This window comes from Xanthomonas indica (assembly GCF_040529045.1).
Taxonomy (GTDB): domain Bacteria; phylum Pseudomonadota; class Gammaproteobacteria; order Xanthomonadales; family Xanthomonadaceae; genus Xanthomonas_A; species Xanthomonas_A indica.
On record NZ_CP131914.1, the window covers coordinates 3503768 to 3521871 of the forward strand.

General features: G+C 71.2%; 14 protein-coding genes and 1 tRNA gene. 10 read left to right on the forward strand and 5 right to left on the reverse strand.

The annotated features are described in order from the left end of the window. Positions 1-17 precede the first annotated feature (17 nt). Positions 18-404: a hypothetical protein gene (locus Q7W82_RS15210; protein WP_242160765.1), complete on the forward strand. Its 387-nt coding sequence runs from the start codon at positions 18-20 to the stop codon at positions 402-404. Positions 405-658: 254 nt separating this feature from the next. Here Q7W82_RS15210 and Q7W82_RS15215 read toward each other — a convergent pair whose 3' ends face one another. From Q7W82_RS15215 to Q7W82_RS15225, 3 genes are all read right to left on the reverse strand, one after another. Next, positions 659-1204, reverse strand: coding sequence for a lipocalin family protein (locus Q7W82_RS15215; protein ID WP_242160766.1), 546 nt, complete (start codon positions 1202-1204; stop codon positions 659-661). Positions 1205-1298: 94 nt separating this feature from the next. Next, on the reverse strand, positions 1299-1544 hold the full coding sequence (locus tag Q7W82_RS15220) for a hypothetical protein (RefSeq protein WP_242160767.1): 246 nt from the start codon (positions 1542-1544) through the stop codon (positions 1299-1301). Positions 1545-1891: 347 nt separating this feature from the next. Then, positions 1892-1967: transfer RNA gene (locus Q7W82_RS15225), tRNA-Phe, on the reverse strand. Between the two features lie 847 nt (positions 1968-2814). Between Q7W82_RS15225 and Q7W82_RS15230 the strand changes: the two genes are divergently transcribed. From Q7W82_RS15230 to Q7W82_RS15250, 5 genes are all read left to right on the forward strand, one after another. Beyond that, on the forward strand, positions 2815-3291 hold the full coding sequence (locus Q7W82_RS15230; protein WP_242160768.1) for an LEA type 2 family protein: 477 nt from the start codon (positions 2815-2817) through the stop codon (positions 3289-3291). A 272-nt stretch (positions 3292-3563) separates the two neighbouring features. Next, a complete protein-coding gene (locus Q7W82_RS15235; RefSeq protein WP_242160769.1) occupies positions 3564-4061 on the forward strand; it encodes a MarR family transcriptional regulator in 498 nt (165 codons plus the stop codon). After that, positions 4058-6232 (forward strand): FUSC family protein, encoded by a 2175-nt coding sequence (locus Q7W82_RS15240; protein WP_242160770.1) that lies wholly within the window; start codon positions 4058-4060, stop codon positions 6230-6232. The genes Q7W82_RS15235 and Q7W82_RS15240 overlap by 4 nt, the downstream gene beginning before the upstream one ends. Further along, positions 6216-6422: a DUF1656 domain-containing protein gene (locus Q7W82_RS15245; RefSeq protein ID WP_017916033.1), complete on the forward strand. Its 207-nt coding sequence runs from the start codon at positions 6216-6218 to the stop codon at positions 6420-6422. Before Q7W82_RS15240 ends, Q7W82_RS15245 begins: the two co-directional genes overlap by 17 nt. Positions 6423-6430: 8 nt before the next feature. Next, entirely contained in the window at positions 6431-7429 is a 999-nt protein-coding gene (locus tag Q7W82_RS15250; RefSeq protein WP_242160771.1) for an HlyD family secretion protein, read from the forward strand. Between the two features lie 214 nt (positions 7430-7643). Here the strand turns inward: Q7W82_RS15250 and Q7W82_RS15255 are convergent, their stop codons facing one another. Further along, positions 7644-10124 carry a S8 family serine peptidase gene (locus Q7W82_RS15255; protein ID WP_242160772.1) on the reverse strand — a complete coding sequence of 827 codons (2481 nt, stop codon included), beginning with the start codon at positions 10122-10124 and terminating at the stop codon, positions 7644-7646. A gap of 632 nt (positions 10125-10756) precedes the next feature. Further along, a complete protein-coding gene (locus Q7W82_RS15260; protein WP_242160773.1) occupies positions 10757-12160 on the reverse strand; it encodes a S8 family serine peptidase in 1404 nt (467 codons plus the stop codon). A 231-nt stretch (positions 12161-12391) separates the two neighbouring features. Between Q7W82_RS15260 and Q7W82_RS15265 the strand changes: the two genes are divergently transcribed. Genes Q7W82_RS15265 through Q7W82_RS15280 form a run of 4 tightly spaced genes read left to right on the forward strand, consistent with a single transcriptional unit; the run spans position 12392 to position 18069 of the window. Continuing rightward, positions 12392-13234, forward strand: a complete 843-nt coding sequence (locus tag Q7W82_RS15265) for a DUF6689 family protein (protein ID WP_353949490.1) — start codon at positions 12392-12394, stop codon at positions 13232-13234. Positions 13235-13280: 46 nt separating this feature from the next. Next, on the forward strand, positions 13281-14126 hold the full coding sequence (locus Q7W82_RS15270) for an FHA domain-containing protein (RefSeq protein ID WP_242160775.1): 846 nt from the start codon (positions 13281-13283) through the stop codon (positions 14124-14126). Then, positions 14123-17359 (forward strand): serine/threonine-protein kinase, encoded by a 3237-nt coding sequence (locus tag Q7W82_RS15275; protein ID WP_242160776.1) that lies wholly within the window; start codon positions 14123-14125, stop codon positions 17357-17359. The genes Q7W82_RS15270 and Q7W82_RS15275 overlap by 4 nt, the downstream gene beginning before the upstream one ends. Then, on the forward strand, positions 17356-18069 hold the full coding sequence (locus Q7W82_RS15280; protein WP_242160777.1) for a sensor histidine kinase: 714 nt from the start codon (positions 17356-17358) through the stop codon (positions 18067-18069). The genes Q7W82_RS15275 and Q7W82_RS15280 overlap by 4 nt, the downstream gene beginning before the upstream one ends. Positions 18070-18104 lie beyond the last annotated feature (35 nt).

An 18104-nucleotide genomic window follows, 5' to 3' on the forward strand; every position in this document is an offset into this window, starting at 1 on the left:
CCACCGTCCTCGCCCCCATGACCGACAGCCTCCACGAAGACAGGATCAAGGCGATCCTGCAGGGCATGCGCCGCGCCGAACGGCGCCGGGCCGAGCGCCGCGCCGACAGCAGCGATCTGCTGTCGCTGATCGACGGCGCCGCCTACGGCGCCCCGGAGGACGCGCAGCGCGCGCTCGCCTGGCTGGCGCACGACGGCACCCTGGCGTACTTGAGCAATACCGACCTGCACAATGTCGGCGAAACCATCTGCGTGGCCTGGAACGGCTGCGGCAGCGACCTGGCGACGCTGTCGCAGTGGCTGCGGGAGGTGCGCCTCGCCGATGGTCGCAGCGCGCTGCAGACCCTGCGCGACGGCGACAGCGCGGCATTGCTGGCGGCGGCGCTGGCGGCGTTTCCCGGCTGACAAGCGGCGGCCGTAGCGCGGGGCGCAGGCAATGGCCCGTCCGGCGCTGCGGTGGCATGCGCACTGCTGTTGCCAAACAGGCCCCAACGCGTGGCTCCAGGACACCGCGTGTCGCCGGGGGAGAGATGCAGCCCTATTCGCTCCCGAGTTGCCGTGCCGCGTGCGGGATCGTCCTGCGAACATGTGTTCGTCAGCACCTGCTACCGCCCAAGCGGCACCGCCTGCACGTCAGGCACCACGCGGCGGCGCTGCACTCAATCCAGCGGCGCGACCACCAGCAGCGGGTCGAGGTCGTAGCCCATCGCCACCGCCTTGGCCTTGATCGCTTCGAACACGCTGCGCTGCATGCGCGGCGAGCGCGACAGCACCCACAGGTATTTGCGCCCCGGTTCGCCGATCAGCGCCCATTGGTAGTCCGGATCCAGCGCGATCACCCAGTAATCGGCCCATACAAACGGCACCCAGCCCAGCCAGTCCGGCGCGAAGCGCACCTGCAGCCGCCCGGGATGGCCCTCCACGCGTCGCGCCACGCCCTCGGCCGCCAGCAGGTCGCCGCTGGCAGTGCGGCAGGCATTGCGCACCCCGATCTGGCCGTCGTCGCGCAGCACGTAGGCCGCAGTGACGTCGCCGACGCATTTCTTCTGGAAGGACACCGGCAGGTGCGCGACCTCATGCCACTGCCCGGCATAGCGGCCCAGATCGAACTCGGCAACCGAGCTCACCGGCTGCGCGGCGCGCAGCGGCGATGCGAGGCACAACAGGCACGCCAGCAACAGCAGCGCGATCGGCGAAAGGCGCATGCGCAGGTTCCGATGGACGGGAAGCAGCAGCTTATGCAGGAGCTGCGCAGCGATAAAGCGCGGCACCGAACGCCGGCGGCGATGGCGAGGCCGGTCAGTTGCGCAGGTCGACCATGGAGCGCTGGTCCGGCTGGCCGGCGCATTGCACCGGCTCGCGCAGCACCACGCGCTCGACCACGCCGTCGCGTCGCTGCAGGTAGGTGTTGACCATCACGCACTCGGAGCCGACCTGCTCGATATAGGGCGCCTCGGCGCCGGAACCGCCCTGTTCGCCCGCGTGCTCCGCCTGACCGGCGGGGGCCGCCATCGCAGCGCCAGCCATGGCCCACAGCAGCGCCATGCCGCCGCATTTCCGTCCGAATCCGCTGGTCATTGGCAGGTGCCCCCCGATTGCCCGTGCCTATGATTACGACAGGCAACGCCTTCGATTGAGCGCAAGACCCCGAAAAGCCGTGACGCGGACGCATTTGTCTACAAGATTGGACACGCGTTCTTCACGCGCGAACGGTGGGCATGGACCCCGAACCGTGCGCCCGCATGCGGAAGTCTGCATAGCGCGCGAGGTCGGCACGTCCCCAGGCACATGTGTACGAACCCGGCACGCCGACCCGCCATACGTCGTGGTTCGACATCGGCGCAAGCCGGAAAAAAGAAAGGCCCTACATTGCTGTAGAGCCTTGATAGATATGGTGGCCGAGGACGGAATCGAACCGCCGACACGGGGATTTTCAATCCCCTGCTCTACCAACTGAGCTACTCGGCCACTGCGCAACGCGGCAGGACCGGTGCGAGGACGCGCATCATAGCGAGGTGATCGGGATTGGGCAAGCGCAATGTTGCAGAATTTTCCTACCGACCGCCGCGGCCTGCACCGACGGCGCCCGACCCGCGGCAGCGCGATGCTGGATGCGTCCGCGGCATCCGGCCTGCGTACGGCAGGGACGCCTCGATGATGGCCGCCGGCCGGATCGCCGTGGACACCGACCGGACACGGGGTCATCACGGGAGTGACGGCAGCGCACCCTGAACATTTTCAGGCCCGCGCCGGCTAACTCGGTCAATTCGCGGGCTGGAACGCCCGGGTGACTGACACAACTAGCGCTAACGCTGGCCGCCCGAGCAAAGATCGGCGGCGCCGGCCACGCTGCCAGGCGAACGGACAGCGCCGGTGAGGCGCCAGGCGCAGCGGATCCAGCACTGCATGCAGGCGCGGCTCCACGCCCTGCAGCTGGCAGCCGTGCCGCCCCGTCAGCCGCTGCTGCGCTGACAACCGTCGTGCCTGCGCTGGAGGTGAGGGGCGGCGAATGACGAACCAGCGCGCTTGCCGACTGCGCCAGACAGGGCAGTCGGCAGCAAGCGCCCGCCTGCACTCCCGGCGGGCCTCATACCGACGGAGGGAGCGCGCAACACGAGAACGGGCGATGTGGGGGCTCTTCCAATCCATCGGTCGCAACGTCTCCCGTTGGTCTCGCCAGCCCTGGCGCCGCCAGGCACCATCCCGCAGCGCCAGGCGCCGGCGCCAGCGCTACGGGGGCCGCCAACACCGCGCCACCACGGCAGACAGGGGTGTGGTGTAGTCTTCGCCGGTCTTCCTTCCGTGGATTCCGCTCATGCGTCACCCGCTCCGCCTCGGCTTGCTCGTGTTGTGCACTGCGCTGCTCGCCGCCTGCAGCGACGGGATGGTGCGGCGCGTGTCCGACCCGGCCGCCAGCGTGCAGCAGTTGACGGTCAACATGGACGGCAGTTGGAAGGTGGAACTGCGCCTGCAGAACTACAGCAGCATCCCGATGCGCTACGACACCCTGCACCTGGATCTGGGGGTCGGCGGCGAAGCCGCCGGCAGCCTGCAGGCCGCTCCCGGGATCTCGATCGGGCCGGAAACGGCGGATGTGGTGAGCGTCGCGCTGCGGCCCAGTTCGAGCGCGCGCATGGCCGTGGCCGATGCCCTGGCCGGCCGCCGCAGCCTGGAGTACACCCTCAAGGGCAGCATCGCCGCGACGCCGGAAGACAGGAAGCAGCGCAGCTTCGACATCGACACCCGCAACATGCTCTCGCCCGCGCCGGGCCTGGACGGCGTGCTGCGCTGACGCTGCGGTGGCGCTGTAGCGCCACCTCACGCCTGACTTCCTGAACGCGCCGCCTGGTATCCGGGCGCAGGCCACGCCTGCGCGTCGACCTGTGCTTCACCGGACACAGGCACCTCCTCGACCTGCCGCTCGGCACGCTAGGCATGCCCTTGCGCCGCAAGCCCGTGCACGCGTTTTCCCACCTGCCCTACCCCAGCCACGTTCAGCCGGCATTACCGCAAAATTAGTACATAAATGTATTATCTAAATATGTACAAGAACCCGAGTCGGTCATGAGCCGTTTCGCCTCCACCGAGCAGCGCCTGGACGTGACCGCGCGCAAGCATCCGCCCTTTCCGCGCGAAGCGGCGCTGCTGCTGCGGCTGATCAAGCTGCTGCACAAGGTGAGCCTGGACCAGAGCAATGACCTGCTGCGGCCCTACGGCCTGAGCTACGCCGAATACAACGTCTTGATGATGATCGACGCCAGCCCGGACGGAACCTTGAACCCGTCCCAGCTCAGCGACGCCGCCGGTGAGAAGTCGGCCAACATCACCCGGCTCACCACGCAGTTGGTCGACAAGGGGCTGATCCAGCGCATGCCCAGCGCCGCGGACCGGCGCATGCTGCTGCTGCGCCTGACCGACGCGGGCGAGCGCCTGATCGAAGCGCTGATCCCGGCCCTGTGCGCCCAGCTCGACGCCTATGTCCAGCATCTGGATCTGGCGGCAATGGCGCAGTTGCAGACGCTGCTGAAGGCCTTGTTGCGCGGCGTCGAGGACGCGGCATGAGCGCGCCGCAGCCCAACGCTGCCGTCGCTGCCGAAGCCGCGCCGGGCCTGCGCACCCTGCTGGCCGACGCCCTGCGCGGCGAAGGCGACGCCTGGCTGTTCGTGCTGCGTACCTTGCTGTCGATCTATCTGGCCGGCTGGATCGCGCTGCGCCTGGACCTGGCCTCGCCGATGACCGCGATGATCACCGTGGTGGTGGTGATGCACCGGCAGACCGGCATGGTCTTCGCGAAGGGCTTCTACCGGATACTGGGCACGCTGATCGGCAGCGTCGCTGCACTGACGATGGTGGCGCTGTTCCCGCAGGAGCCGGTGCTGTTCGTGCTGGTGCTGTCGCTGTGGATCGGCGCGTGCACCGGCGGCGCCCTGCTGTACCGCAACTTCAAGGCCTATGCCTTCGTGCTGTCCGGCTATACGGTGGCGCTGATCGCGCTACCGGCGGTGAACCAGCCGCAGAACGTGTTCAACCTGGTGGTGGCGCGGGTGACCGAAGTGGTGCTGGGCCTGCTGGTGACCGGCATCGTCAGCGACGTGGTGTTTCCCAGCCGGCTGCGCCAGACCCTGCGCGACACCGTGCGCCGCGCCTCCGACGGCTTCCTGGACTTCGTCCGCGACGCCACCGGCGGCAAGTTGCCGCGCGAGGCGATGGAACAGGCGCACCTGCGCTTCGTGCGCGACGCGGTGACCATCGAGGACCTGCGCAGCTCGGTGGTGTTCGAGGATCCAGAGGCGCGGGCACGCAGCGGCCGCCTGCGCCTGCTCAACCAGCGCTTCATGGCGGTATCGACCAGTTTCCAGGCGTTGCACCACTACATCAACCGGCTGCTGCGCAGCGGCGATGCCAACGTGGCCGAGGCGCTGATCGGCCTGTACCGGCCGCTGAAGGCCGCGCTCAGCGACCGTGGCGGGCGCGAGGGTGCTGCCGCGACGGCACGCAAGCTGGCCGCATGCCGCGATGCGCTGGCGACGCGTGCCGCCGAGGCACGCGCACCGCTGGCCGTCCGGCAACACGAGGCGTTCGACACCGGCGTCTCCCTGCTGCGACGCTTCTTCACCGACCTGCATGACTACGTGGCCACCGAGGCGACGCTGGTCGCACCGCAGCAGTGGCGCACGCCGCAGGACGGCAGCGGCGACACCGCGGTGTTCGTGCGCGGCAACGACTACGCCGCTGCCGCACTGACCGCACTGCGTAGCGCGCTGCTGGTGGCGACGATGTGCTGGCTGTGGATCCAGGCCGGCTGGATCAGCGGCGCCACCGCGGTGTTCCAGGCGGTGGCACTGAGCGCCATCCTGTCGTCCAGCGCCAATGCGCCGGCTGCCGCGCGCTCGCTGTTCAATGGGTTCGTGTTCGGCATCGTGCTGGGCGTGATCTGCCAGTTGCTGGTGCTGCCGCAGATGGACGGCTATGGCCTGTTCGTCGCGGGCACCCTGCCGTTCCTGCTCGTGACCCTGTACCTGGCCTCGAAACCCGCGCTGTACGGCTTCGCCACCGGCGCCAACCTGGCCTTCGTCTCGATCCTGGCGGTTCAGCCGACCCCCAGCTTCAACGCCGCGGCCACCTTCAACAGCGTGGTGCCGTTGCTGCTGGGCACGCTGGCGGTGAGCGCGACGTTCGTGTTCGTGCCGCCGGTGATCGGCACGCGCTGGCAGCGCCGGCGCCTGCTCGAGCGGCTGCGGCGGCAGACCACGCTGGCCGCGCGTGCACCGCTGCCGGGGCTGGCGCTGCGCCTGGAGAGCGTCAACCGCGACCTGTTCCAGCAGATCGTCGCGCACACCCCGCCCGGCAGCGACGAACTGCGCGACCTGCTTGGCTGGGCGCTGTCGGTGCACGAAACCGGGCGCACCCTGGTCGAGCTGCGCCGCGACGCCGCCGAAGGCACGCTGTCGCCGGCACTGGCCACCGCAGTGAATGACGCCGTGCAGGCGCTGGCCGACCTGTATCTGGATCCCGGCCCACAGCGCCACCGCCAGGCCCTGCAGCGGGTGGAGGCAGCCTTGGCCGCCAGCCAGGTGGAGGGCGCGGTGCCGCTGCGCTGGAAGCCCACCCGCGAGCACCTGTTGTTGCTGCGCGGCGCACTGCTCGACGCCGATTCCGTTCTCGCCGCGCTGGCCGACACGCCGGCGCCGACCACCACTACGCCAGGAGCCGACGATGCTGCTGCCCGCTGAACTCTCGATCGCCGGGGTGTACGTGCCTGGCCTGCTGGTGCTGGGGCTGGCTCTGCTGCTGGTCGCCTGGGCGCTGGACGCGGTCGCCGGTCGCGCCGGCCTGTACCGCTACGCCTGGCACCCCTCTCTGTTCCGTCTGGCCATCTACGTGGGCGCGTTCGCCGCACTCGGCCTGCTCCTTCTTCCTTGAGTCCCGCCATGAAGACCCCTGCCCTGATCCGTTTCGCCCTGACCGCCGTCGTGGTGCTGGTCGCCGCCCTGCTGGCGCATGCGCTGTGGCGCCATTACATGCTCTCGCCCTGGACCCGCGACGGTCGCGTCCGCGCCGAAGTGGTGCGCATCGCGCCGGACGTTTCCGGCCTGGTCGATGCGGTGGCGGTACGCGACAACCAGCACGTCAAGCGCGGCGACCTGTTGTTCAGCGTGGACCGCAAGCGCTATGAGCTGGCCCTGGAAAAGGCCCGCGCCAACCTCGCGGTGGCGCAGGCGCAGGCGCACGCGGCCGGCGCCAGCCTGTCGGCGGCGGCGGCCACCCAGGCCGCCAGCGAGGCCGAATTCCAGATGCGCCGCGCCCAGGCCGAACGGCGTGCACGCGCCGCCGCGGTGATCTCCGCCGAGGCGCGCTCGGACGCCGAAGCCACCGCGCGTTCGGCGCAGGCCGACGTGCACCGCAGCGCGGCGCTGCGCGGCCAGGCCACCGCGGCGCAGGCGCAGGCGGTGGCATCGGTGGAACAGGCACAGGCCGCGCTCGATCTGGCCGAACTGGATCTGCAGCGCACCCAGGTGCGCGCCACCGCCGACGGCTACATCACCAACCTGGAGGTGCGCGTGGGCGACTACGCCCAGGCCGGCGGCGCCCGCCTGGCGCTGGTGCGCGACGACGCCATGTGGGTCTACGGCTACTTCGAGGAAACCAAGCTGCCGCGGGTGCACGTCGGCGACCGCGCCGACATCCGCCTGATGAGCGGCGGGCTGATGCTGCACGGCCAGGTCGAGGGCATCGCGCGCGGCATCGCCGACAGCGACAACCCCACCGGCACCTCGCTGCTGGCCGACGTCAGCCCCACCTTCAACTGGATCCGCCTGGCGCAGCGCGTGCCGGTGCGCATCCGTATCGATCCGGCCAGCGTGCCGCAGGGCACCCTGCTCGCCGCCGGCATGACCGCCACGGTCAGCGTGCATCCGCGGCAGGAGTGATGCGGCGTCCATAGGAGCGGCTCCAGCCGCGACGGGCTTTTTCGGTGAAGCCCATCGCGGCTGAAGCCGCTCCTACCGCTGCCACGATGGATCCCGCGAAGCGGTGGCGACAACGCGTTGCCAGGATGCAGACACCGAGGATTCGCAGCAGCGGCATCAATGCACGGCGCAGGTCTTGCCCCTGCGCGCGTGCCGTCGTGACGGTGACCGGCCCTCAGTCCTTGGCCTGCCGATTGACGCCGAGGAAGCGCCCGGCGATCACCGCATAGCCGCTGCGCGAGACCGTGCTGCCGGGATCGAAGTAGGCATGCAGGGTCGGCTGCAGATCCTGCGGCCCCTGGGTCACCGCGAAGCGCGCATTGAGGATGCCGGCATCCAGCGCCAACTGCACGTAGCCGCGCAGGTTGCTGGGGATCGCCGCCACGTCCTCGATCGGCAGCCGCTGGTTGTTGTAGCTCACCGACAGCGTGCCGTCGAAGGCCAGCGCCTGCGTCTGCAGTCCCAGTGCCTGCACCAGCGAATACGCCAACTGCAGCTTGCTGACGGCATCGTTCGGACGGAAATCGCCGGCGACCAGCCCCAGCACCGCCGCCTGGTTCTGCTGCAGGTCGCGCAGCGCCCCGCCCTTGCCCACCGCCGCCTCGGCGAACGGATAGGCCGGGTCGTTGCGGCCGAGCCCGCTGAAGCTGGGCCTGGCCGGCAGTGCCTGGCGCACGCCGGCGCCCATCACCAGATAGCGCGCCAGTTCCGCGCGCTTGAGCGGATTCTGCGGGCGGAACAGCCCATCGGCGTAGCCGTCGATCAGGCGGTTGGCGACCGCGTACTCCACCGCGCCGCGATCGCGATCGCCGCTGGCGACGTCGTTGAGGCCGGTGTAGCCGCCGCTGAGCAGGAAATCCAGGGTGCCGCGCACCGTGCCCGGAGCCGCCAGGCCATTGCTGCCCTTCGGCGCAACCGGGACACCACTGATCGAGCCGATGCCGCGCACGCTGATGGTCCAGGTGCCCGGCTTGCCCGGCGCGCCGACGCTGACCGTGCTGCCCAGCAACGGCAGCGCCACCGGCGAGCCATGGCTGACGCCGTCCGGATCGGTCAGCACCAATGCCTGGGTGTTGGCGTCGATGGTGGCCTTGGCGCTGACCCAGGCGACGTCCTTGCCGACGGTGAACGCCTGGGTCTGCGGCGTGCCCACCGGCGAGAACGCCACCTCGAACGGCTGGCTGCCGCCGGGCAGCACCAGCGCATTGCTGTAGAACGGATGCAGGGAATTGACCGTCTTGCCGAAGCCGCTGCGCTGCTTGCTTGCTTCCAGCAGCGCGGCATAGGCATTCACGTAACCGGCGCCCGCCTCCCAGTAGGTGCGCCCGGGGATGTTGGTGGCGGTGCGTTCGAGCAGATCCTTGACCTGGTCCGGGGTCAGGTCCGGGTTGGCCTCCAGCAGCAGCGCGACGATGCCGGCCACGTGCGGGGTGGCCATCGAGGTGCCGCTCATGGTGGTGTAGAACGGCAATTGTGCCGGCGCGATCAGCTTGCTGTCCTTGTCCGCGGCCAGTGGCGGCAGCGCGCCGGTGGAATCGCGGGTGGAGACGATGTCCACGCCAGGCGCGGTGATCGTCGGCTCGTTCAGATAGGTCCAGGTCTTGCCGTCGCCCATGGTGAAGCTGCCGCTCTCGCCGCGTTTGCCGCGCGAGGAGAAGTCGGCCAGCGTGCCGTCCTTCTCGCCAGCGGCCACCGAAATCACCCACGGCGCCTGCGCGTACGGATTGTGCGTGTCCTCGTTGGGGCCGTCGTTGCCGGCGGCGAACACGCTGACGATGCCACGCTTGTACAGCTCGTAGGTGGCGACGTTGACCGGGTTCTGCGGATCGAACTTGCCCGACGAACCCCAGGAATTGCTGGTGACGCGGATCGGATCCTTGAAGCTGAACTGGTGCGTGGCGGCATAGTCCAGGCCGCCGACCGCATCCAGGATCAGCAGCACCGCGCCGGAACCGTAGCCGACCAGGCTGGCGCCGGTCGCCACGCCGCGGTAGGCGCCGTTGGACTGCGCACCGGTGCCACCGACCGTACCGGCGCAATGCGTGCCATGGCCGGAGCCGAGGTCGGTGTTGGGCACGCCCTCCGCATAGGTGATCGGCAGCATCGCATCGACGTTGGCCAGGTTGGTGGTGCCCAGCACGTTCTGCACGACGCGGGTGCCGTAGGCGAGATCGCGATGGGTCGCGTCGATGCCGGAGTCGTTGATCATCACCCCGACGCCGCGGCCGCTGTACGGCAGCGCACGGCCGAAATCGCCGGGATTGCCCTGCGCGCGATCCACGCCGGTCAGTTCGCGCGCTTCCTTGTTGAAGTAGCGCAGCGGGGCGTTGTAGTAGATCGAGGCGACGTCGTCGCGCTGCGCCAGCGCGCGGATCTCCGCCGGCGTGGCCAGCGCGCCGGCGATCGGCAGCGTGCGCATGGTGATCCCGCGGGTGATGCCCAGCGCATGCAGCGCGGTGAGTTGCGAGGCCGACACCGGCCCGGACTGATCGTAGGTGATTACGATCTGCAGCTCGTCTGCCGCAGGCGCCGCGGCGAGCTTGGCCTCCAGCAGTTGATCGAGATGCGCGGCGGCCAGCGCGTCGCCGACGGCGAACGTACCGCCGGCAAGGACGGCGCAGATGCCGATGGCAAGGACGGGACGGCGAATGGACATTGCAGAGTCTCCGGATCGTCGAAGCCCGGAACGGGCGGTCGCCGCAGCGTGCGGGGCGCGCCGATGCGCGGCCAATCCGGTATCGCACCCAGGCCGGCCAGGTGGAAACACTCAGCCGCGGCGCATGCAACCACCACGGGATGGAGGGTGCGCTCCCTGTCGCCGCTCGCGGCAGTCGGCATCGCATGGCGACCCACACGCCGGGGCATGCCACCCGATCCAGCGAACACCGCGGCTGGAACGGCAACAGAGTGCATTGCAGGCAGAGGGTGCCGACATGCGGCAAAGACAGGATGCCGCAGCGGCGTGCCGGATCCGGCGTATTCGGCGCGCGGTGCGGCCGAAAGGAATGCGGGACGTGCGGGGCCCGTTCCGATTCCCGGACGCCATTCCGGGGAGCGGTGGAGCCCCGCACGTCCCAGCACGGGGAGTCGCGGAGGCTGCCGACCACGCTGTCGAACGGCGACGGCGTGATCGAAGGCAACCGCGAAAACGTCAACGACGTCCGTCAGCCCGATGGCGCTTCACACCGTCGGGAAACGGCGGCGTCCTGACTGCATCGCAAGCAGCGACACGGCGGTCGACTACGCCTGCGGCGTGTCGGGCGGACGCTGGGCGTCCGCCCCAGTCGGTTACTTCTTGCTGGCCTCGCGCAGCGCGGAGTAAGCGTTGAGATAACCGGCACCGACTTCCCAGGAGGCGCGCCCGGGCATCTTGGTGGCGGTGCGCTCGATCAGGTCCTTGACCTGGTCCGGGGTCAGGTTCGGATTGGCCTCCAGCACCAGCGCCACCACGCCGGCCACATGCGGCGTGGCCATCGAGGTGCCGCTCATGGTGGTGTAGAACGGCAACTGCGCCGGCGCGATCAGCTTCTCGTCCTTCTGCGCGGCCAGCGGCGGCAACAGGCCGGTGGAGGCGCGGGTGGAGATGATGTCCACGCCGGGCGCGGTGATGCTGGGCTCGTTGATGTGGGTCCAGCTCTTGCCGTCGGCCGTGGTGAAGGTATCGCGCTCGCCGGCTTTGCCGCGCGAGGAGAAGTCGGCCAGCGTGCCGTCGACGTTGCCGGCGGCGACCGAGATCACCCACGGCGCCTGCGCGTACGGATTGTGGGTGTCCTCCTTGGGACCATCGTTGCCGGCGGCGAACACGCTGACGATGCCGCGCTTGTACAGCTCGTAGGTGGCCACGTTTACCGGATCGGCCGGGTCGAACTTGCCGGACGTGCCCCAGGAGTTGCTGACGACGCGGATCGGATCCTTGAAGCTGTTCTGGTGCGAGGCCGCATAGTCCAGGCCGCCGACCGCGTCCAGGATCAGCAGCACGCCGCTGGAACCGTAGCCGACCAGGCTGGCACCGGTGGCCACGCCGCGGTACTTGCCGCCGGACTGCGCGCCGCTGCCGCCGACCGTGCCGGCGCAGTGGGTGCCGTGGCCGGAGCCGGCGTCGGTGTTCGGCACGCCTTCCAGATAGGTGACCGGCAGCATCGAATCCAGATTGTGCAGGTTGGTGTTGGCCAGCACGTTCTGCACCACCCGGTCGCCATAGGCCAGGTCGCGATGGGTCGCGTCGATGCCCGAGTCGTTGATCAGCACGCCGACGCCGCGACCGGTGTACGGCACGGTGCGGCCGAAATCGCCCGGATTGCTCTGCGCACGGTCGACCCCGGTCGCCTGGCGCGCGTCCTGGTTGAAGTAGCGCAGCGGCGCGTTGTAGTAGATCGAGGCGACGTCGTCGCGCTCGGCCAGCGCCAGGATCTCTTCGGGCGTGGCCAGCGCGCCGGCGATCGGCAGGGTCTGCATGCTGACGCCGCGGGTGATGCCCAGGTCGTGCAACACGGTCAGCTGCGCCGCCGAGACCGGCCTGGATTGCTTGTAGGTGATGACGATCTGCAGTTCGTCGGTCAGCGGCGTGCTGGCCAGCTTGGACTCGAGCAGGCTGTCCAGATGCGCGGCGGCTTCGGCCTTGCCGCCGGCGAAGACGCCGCTGGCAAGAACGGCGCAAATGCCGATGGCGAGTGCGGGACGACGGATGGGCATCTGGAATCTCCGGTTGGTGGCCCGGGACGGGCGGGTGACTGCAGCCTGCCGTGGCGGCACGGCGGCGCCTATCCGGGATCGCCCCTAGCGGACGTGGGTGGAAACACTCAGGGCCGCGTGCATCGCCCGTACGGAGCGGTATGATCGGGACGTAGGCCGCTGCCTCGCCGCGTCGCTGGGCGGAACGCGGGTGCGGTGCGCGGTACCGGCACATGCAACAGGGGGTTTCAGATGCAGATGCATACGATGTTCGCAAGGGTTTGCCTGCTGGTCTGCGCCGTCGCGGCGTCCGGCGGGCTCGCCGCGCAACCGCTACCGGTGCAGGTGGAGGTGAGCGGCAATGTGGCGACGGCGGCGATCGGCGCCGGTCCGCATCCGCTGGCCGAGGTCACGCTGGAATTCGACAGCGCCAGCGACCTCAACCCGGGCAGCCTGGGTCTGAGCGCGGAGCTGCTGACCCCGGCCCAGGTCACTGCCTTGCTGCCGCGACTGCCCAGCACGCAAGCCGGCCAGGTGCCATCGCAGTTGCCGCTGCTGATCACGGTGACGCCGCCGCCGAGCGCTGGCCTGTCGTTCCGGCGGGTGGTGCATGTGGAACTGCACACGCATGCGCTGGCCTACACCGCCGACAGCACCCTGCGGCTGGTCAAGGCGCCGTTGGGGGGGGATTTCCGCGACATCACCGACGAGATCGCACCTGGCAGCGTCCGCGCCCGCGGCACCACCGGGGGCTTCTCGCAGTTCATCGTGATCCACGACCTGCGCCCGACCGCCACCGTGGTGGCCGCCAAGCTGAGCCGCCTGCAGACGCTGGTGGCGCAGTTGCCCGCCAGCGAGGCGGCGCCGCTGGCGACGCTGTTGAACAGCGTGCAGGGCGCGCTGGCCAACGCCGACTACAGCGCCGCCACGGTGGCGCTGGACGGGTTCCGCGAGCAGGTGTCGGCACGTGCCGGCCATGGCATCGCGCAGACCTGGACCGCCGGCATGAGCGAGGGCAACCCCGCCGGCGAACTGCTGGCCGGCGCGGCTACGCTGCGCTTCTCCATCGACTACCAACGTCTCTACGCGCCTTGAGCGTTGCAGGACCGGTCACGCGCACCGCGACGGAGGACATCCCGCGATGCCTGCGCGCCTGACCGCCTACCTGCCCGACGCCCCGGCGCCGACGCTGCTGCTCGCCGCCGGGCAGACGCTGGCGATCGGCCGCGCGGCCGACAACACGCTGGCGCTGGAACACCCCTCGGTGTCGCGCTGGCACGCACGGCTGCAGCCGCAGGCCGACGGTCACTGGCAGTTGCACGACCTGGGCAGCAAGAACGGCAGCTTCCGCGACGGGGTGCGCGTGGCCGCACCGATCGCCCTGGACACGGCGACCTGGCTGCGCTTCGGCGACGTCTACGCCGAGTTCGCCCCGCTCAGCGCAGCCGATGCGGAACTGACCGAACGCCGCCAGCGCGCCCGCTGCGACCGCGCCACCGCGCTCACGCAGGGGCTGGCCCAGGTCGGCGGACTCGACGACCTGCTTGGCGCCAGCCTGGACGCGGTGGTCGAACTGGCCCAGGCCGAGCGCGGCGTGCTGGTCCTGGCCGACGCCCGCGGCCAGCGTATCGCGGCCAGCCACGGCACCGGGCCGCTCCCGCTGCAGCGCGGGCTCGCCGGCAGCGAGGGTGCCCTGCAACGCGCCCTGCAGCACGGTCAGACCACCGTGGCCCACGACATCGGCGGCGTGCCCTGGCTGGCCGAACGTGCCTCGGTCTGCGCCGCCGGCCTGCGCACGATGCTGTGCCTGCCGCTGCGCGACGGCACGCGCGTGCTCGGCGCGATCTATGCCGACAGCCGCCGCGCCGGCAGCGCCATCGGCGCCCTGGACATGGAGTTGCTCGAGGCGTTCTGCGAACGCGCCGCGCTGTGGATCGCCGCCCGCCAGGCGCTGCGCGAGACCGGCGCGGCGCCGGGGCCGGCATGAGCGACGCGGCCACCGCCACCGGCCTGTACGCGCAGGAAAGCCTGCCTCCTGGCGAGGTATTGGCCGGCCGCTTCCGGATCGAACGGCTGCTCGGCATCGGCGGCATGGGCCTGGTGTACCTGGCCCACGACCAGGCGCTGGGCATCGACGTGGCGGTCAAGCTGCTGCGCCCGGAACTGGCGCAGCGGCCGCAGGCCTTCGCCCGCTTCCGCCAGGAACTGCTGCTGGCGCGGCAGGTATCCAGCCCACACGTGGTGCGCATCCACGACCTGGCCGAACACGCCGGGCGCTGGCTGATCAGCATGGACTACGTGGACGGCGAGTCGCTGGAAGCGCGGCTGCAGCGCGAAGAGCGGCTGGACGTCGACACCGCCTTGCGCATCGCCGGCGACATCGCCCGCGGCCTGCAGGCGGCGCATGCGCGCGGCGTCGTGCATCGCGATCTCAAGCCGGCCAACATCCTGCTGCGGCGGGACGGCGATGCGCTGATCAGCGACTTCGGCGTGGCCTGTTCGATGGCCAGCAGCGGCCTCGGTGCGACCCTGGGCAACGTCATCGGTACGCCCGCCTACCTGTCGCCCGAACAGGCGCGCGGCGATGCGCTCGATCCGCGCAGCGACCTCTACGCCCTCGGCCTGATCCTGTACGAACTGCTCGCCGGACAAGTGCCCTTCGCCGGCGGCACCCTGTCCGAGACCCTGGCCCAGCGCATGCTGCGCGAGCCGCCGCCGGTGGACCGGCTGCGCGCGGACGTGCCGGCCTGGCTGGTGCGGCTGCTGCAGCGGCTGCTGCGCCCGCAACCGCGCGACCGACTGCAGCACGCCGGCGAGGTGATCGCGGCGATCGAGCGCCGGCAACTGCCGCGCGACCGCCGGCGCTGGCGCCGGCTCGGCCTGGGCCTGGGCGCGACCCTGGCGGGCGCCGCCCTGCTCGGTGCCGGCGTCTGGCAATGGCAGGCGCAACGCGCCAGCGCGCCGGCGCCGGTGGCGGCCGTGCAACCGCTGCCGCGCCTGCTGGTGCTGCCGCTGGCCGGCGACCCGGAGAGCGCCGAACAACGCCTGGCGCTGGGGACCTGGCTGCGCGGCAGCCTTGGCGAAACGCTGACCGTGGTCGACACCGACCGCACGCGCCAGGCCTTGCGCCAATACGACCCCACCGGCCAGGCGCCGCTGGACGTGGCGGCGCTGCGCCGGCTCGCCTCGGCACAGCGCGTGCTGCAGCCGAGCCTGCAACGCCAGGGCAGCGGCTGGCGCCTGCAGGCGCTGCTGCATCCGGCCAGCGGCGCGTCGCAACACCTCGACGGACCGACCGCCGACGATCCGGCCGCGGCCTACGTCGCCTGGTTGCCGATCGCGTCCAGGGCGCTGCTCGCCGACGGCGCCACCCTGCCCGACGACCTGCCCGCGCCCGCCGCGTTGCAGGCGTATGCGCGCGGCCTGGCGGCGCAGCAGCGCGACGACAGCGCGCAGGCGCTGCAGCAGTTCGCCGCGGCCAGTGCGCAGGCACCGCAGTCTGCGCCGTTGCGCCTGGCCGAGGTGGTCGCGGCGCAGGCCATCGGCGAGGACCAGAAGGCACGCGAGGCGTTGAGCGCGCGCGTCGCCTCGGCGCCGGCGCGGCCGCGCACCCAGGCGCTGCTGGCGGCGCTGCGGCTGGAAGCCGAGGACGATCTCGCCGCCGCCGACCGCGCCTGGCAGGCCTTGGCCACGGCGCGGCCCGACGACAGCGTGGTGCAACTGCAGTTCGCGCGCGTCCAGGCGCAGGCCGGCCACCTGGACGTGGCACGCGATCGCCTGCGCGCGTTGGCGCAGCGCGATCCCGACGACCCGCGGCTATGGCTGGCGCTGGGCAAGCTGGCGATCCTCAGCGGCAACGCCGCCACCGCGGTGGACGACGACCTGCTGCGCGCGCAACTGCTGTTCCGCCGCGGCCGCGACCTCTATGGCGAGGCGGAAACCGTGAACGCGCTGGGCGTGGGCTATGGCCGCCTCGGCCTGGCGCAGCAGGCGCAGGCCCAGTACCTGCGCGCCGTGGAGCTGCGCCGGCAGGTCGGCAATCGCCGTGGCGTCGCCACCAGCCTGCGCAACCTGGCCGGCACGCTGAGCGTCGGCGGCGCCTTCGCCGACGCCGAACAGAAGCTGCGCCAGGCGCAGGCGCTGTACTCCGAACTGGGCGATCGCGACGGCCAGGCCGCCGCCGCCAACGAACTCGGCCTGCTGGCCGAAGAGCGCGGCGACTATCCGCAGGCGTTGCAGGCGTTCCGCGGCGCGCTGACGGCCTGGCGCGCGCTCGGCGATGCGCATGGGGTGGCCGAGACGCTCAACAACATCGGCTTCGCGCACTTCCAACTGGGCGACCTGGACAGCGCGCAGGCGTTCTGGGAACAGGCCGCGCGCGCCTATGCCGACCTCAACGACGCCACCGGCCGCGTGCGCACCGCGCAGAACCTGGGCCTGCTGGCCACCGCGCGCGGCCATTGGGCGCAGGCGCAGACCTTGCTGACCCAGGCGCTGCGCGAGGCCGAGCGCCACCAGATGCTCGAGGAAGTGGCGGTGAGCCGACGCAACCTGGCCGAACTGGCGTTCTGGCAAGGCCAGCGCGAGGTGGCGCTGACCGAACTGGACCAGGCGCAGCGGCTGTTCCAGCAGAGCCGCGACCAGCGCGGCCAGACCGACATCGCCCTGTTGCGCGCGCAGGTGTGGCTGGCGCTGGACGACCCGGCGCAGGCGCGGCTGGCGCTGCAGCAGGTGCAGCGGCAAGCGCCCGCCTCGGTGTCAAGCGAACAGCGCGCCAGTGCCGCGCTGCTGCAGGCGCAACTGGACGAGCGCGACGGCAACGCCGCCGCGGCCGCCGCGTCGCTGCGCCAGGCCGAGGCGCTGGCGCGCGCCAGCGGCGCCCGTCTGCTGCAACTGCAGGTGCAGGTGCATGCGGCGCACGACGAACCCGCCCTGGCCGCGCTGGAGGGCGACGTCGCCCGCCTCGGCAATGCCGGGCTGCGCCTGCGCTATCTGCAGCAGGCGCTGCGCTACGGCGCGGCCGACCAGGTGGCGGCGCGCTACGCGCAGGCGCAGGCCCTGCTGCTGCGCGGCAGCCCGCTGTTCGCCGCCGCCCTGCACACGCAGGCCGCGCAGCGCCTGGAGGCGATTGGCGATCACGCCGCCGCGCAACGCGCGCGCCGCGCGGCGGCGCAGGCCGCCGAGGGGTCATCTGTCGCACACGCGGGCGCCACGCCATGAACGACGTTGCGGCCGCCGAACGCTACCGCCTGCTGCTGCAGCGCCTGGAGGCCAACGAGCGCGAGTTCCGCCGCCTCGGCCGCGCCGTGGTCAAGGTCCAGGAAGACGAGCGCCGGCGCCTGGCGCGCGAGCTGCACGACGGCGTCGGCCAGAACCTCACCGTGCTCAAGCACCGTCTGGCGCAACTGGGCGCGGCGCTCGGCGCGGCCGACGCGGCGCTGCGTGCGCCGCTGGAGGACGCCATCCACCTGTGCACGCAGGCGCTGGAAGACACCCGGCAGATGTCGCGGCTGCTGCGCCCGCCGATCCTCGACGACCTCGGACTGGAAGCGGCCCTGGGCTGGCTGGGCCGCAGCCAGTCCGCTGCCGGCGCCACCCCGGTGACGGTCGAGATCGGCCCGCTGCCGGCGCTGGACGAAGCGCTGCAGACCCTGCTGTTCCGCAGCGCGCAGGAGGCGCTGACCAATGCGCTGAAGCACTCGGGTGCGCAGTCGGTGCTGCTGCGGCTGGTCGCCCGCGACGGCTGGGCGCAGCTGCAGGTGCTCGACGACGGCCGCGGCTGCGATCCGCAGCAGGCGCTGACAGCCGGCGGCAGCGGCCTGAGCGGCCTGCGCGAACGCCTGCGCCTGAGCGGCGGCAGCATCCGCCTGCAATCGTCGCCGGGCGAGGGCTGCTGCGTGCAGATCCGGGTCCCGCTGGAGGCCGATTGAACGTCATCGCCCTGCCCCATCCTCGCACCCGCGCG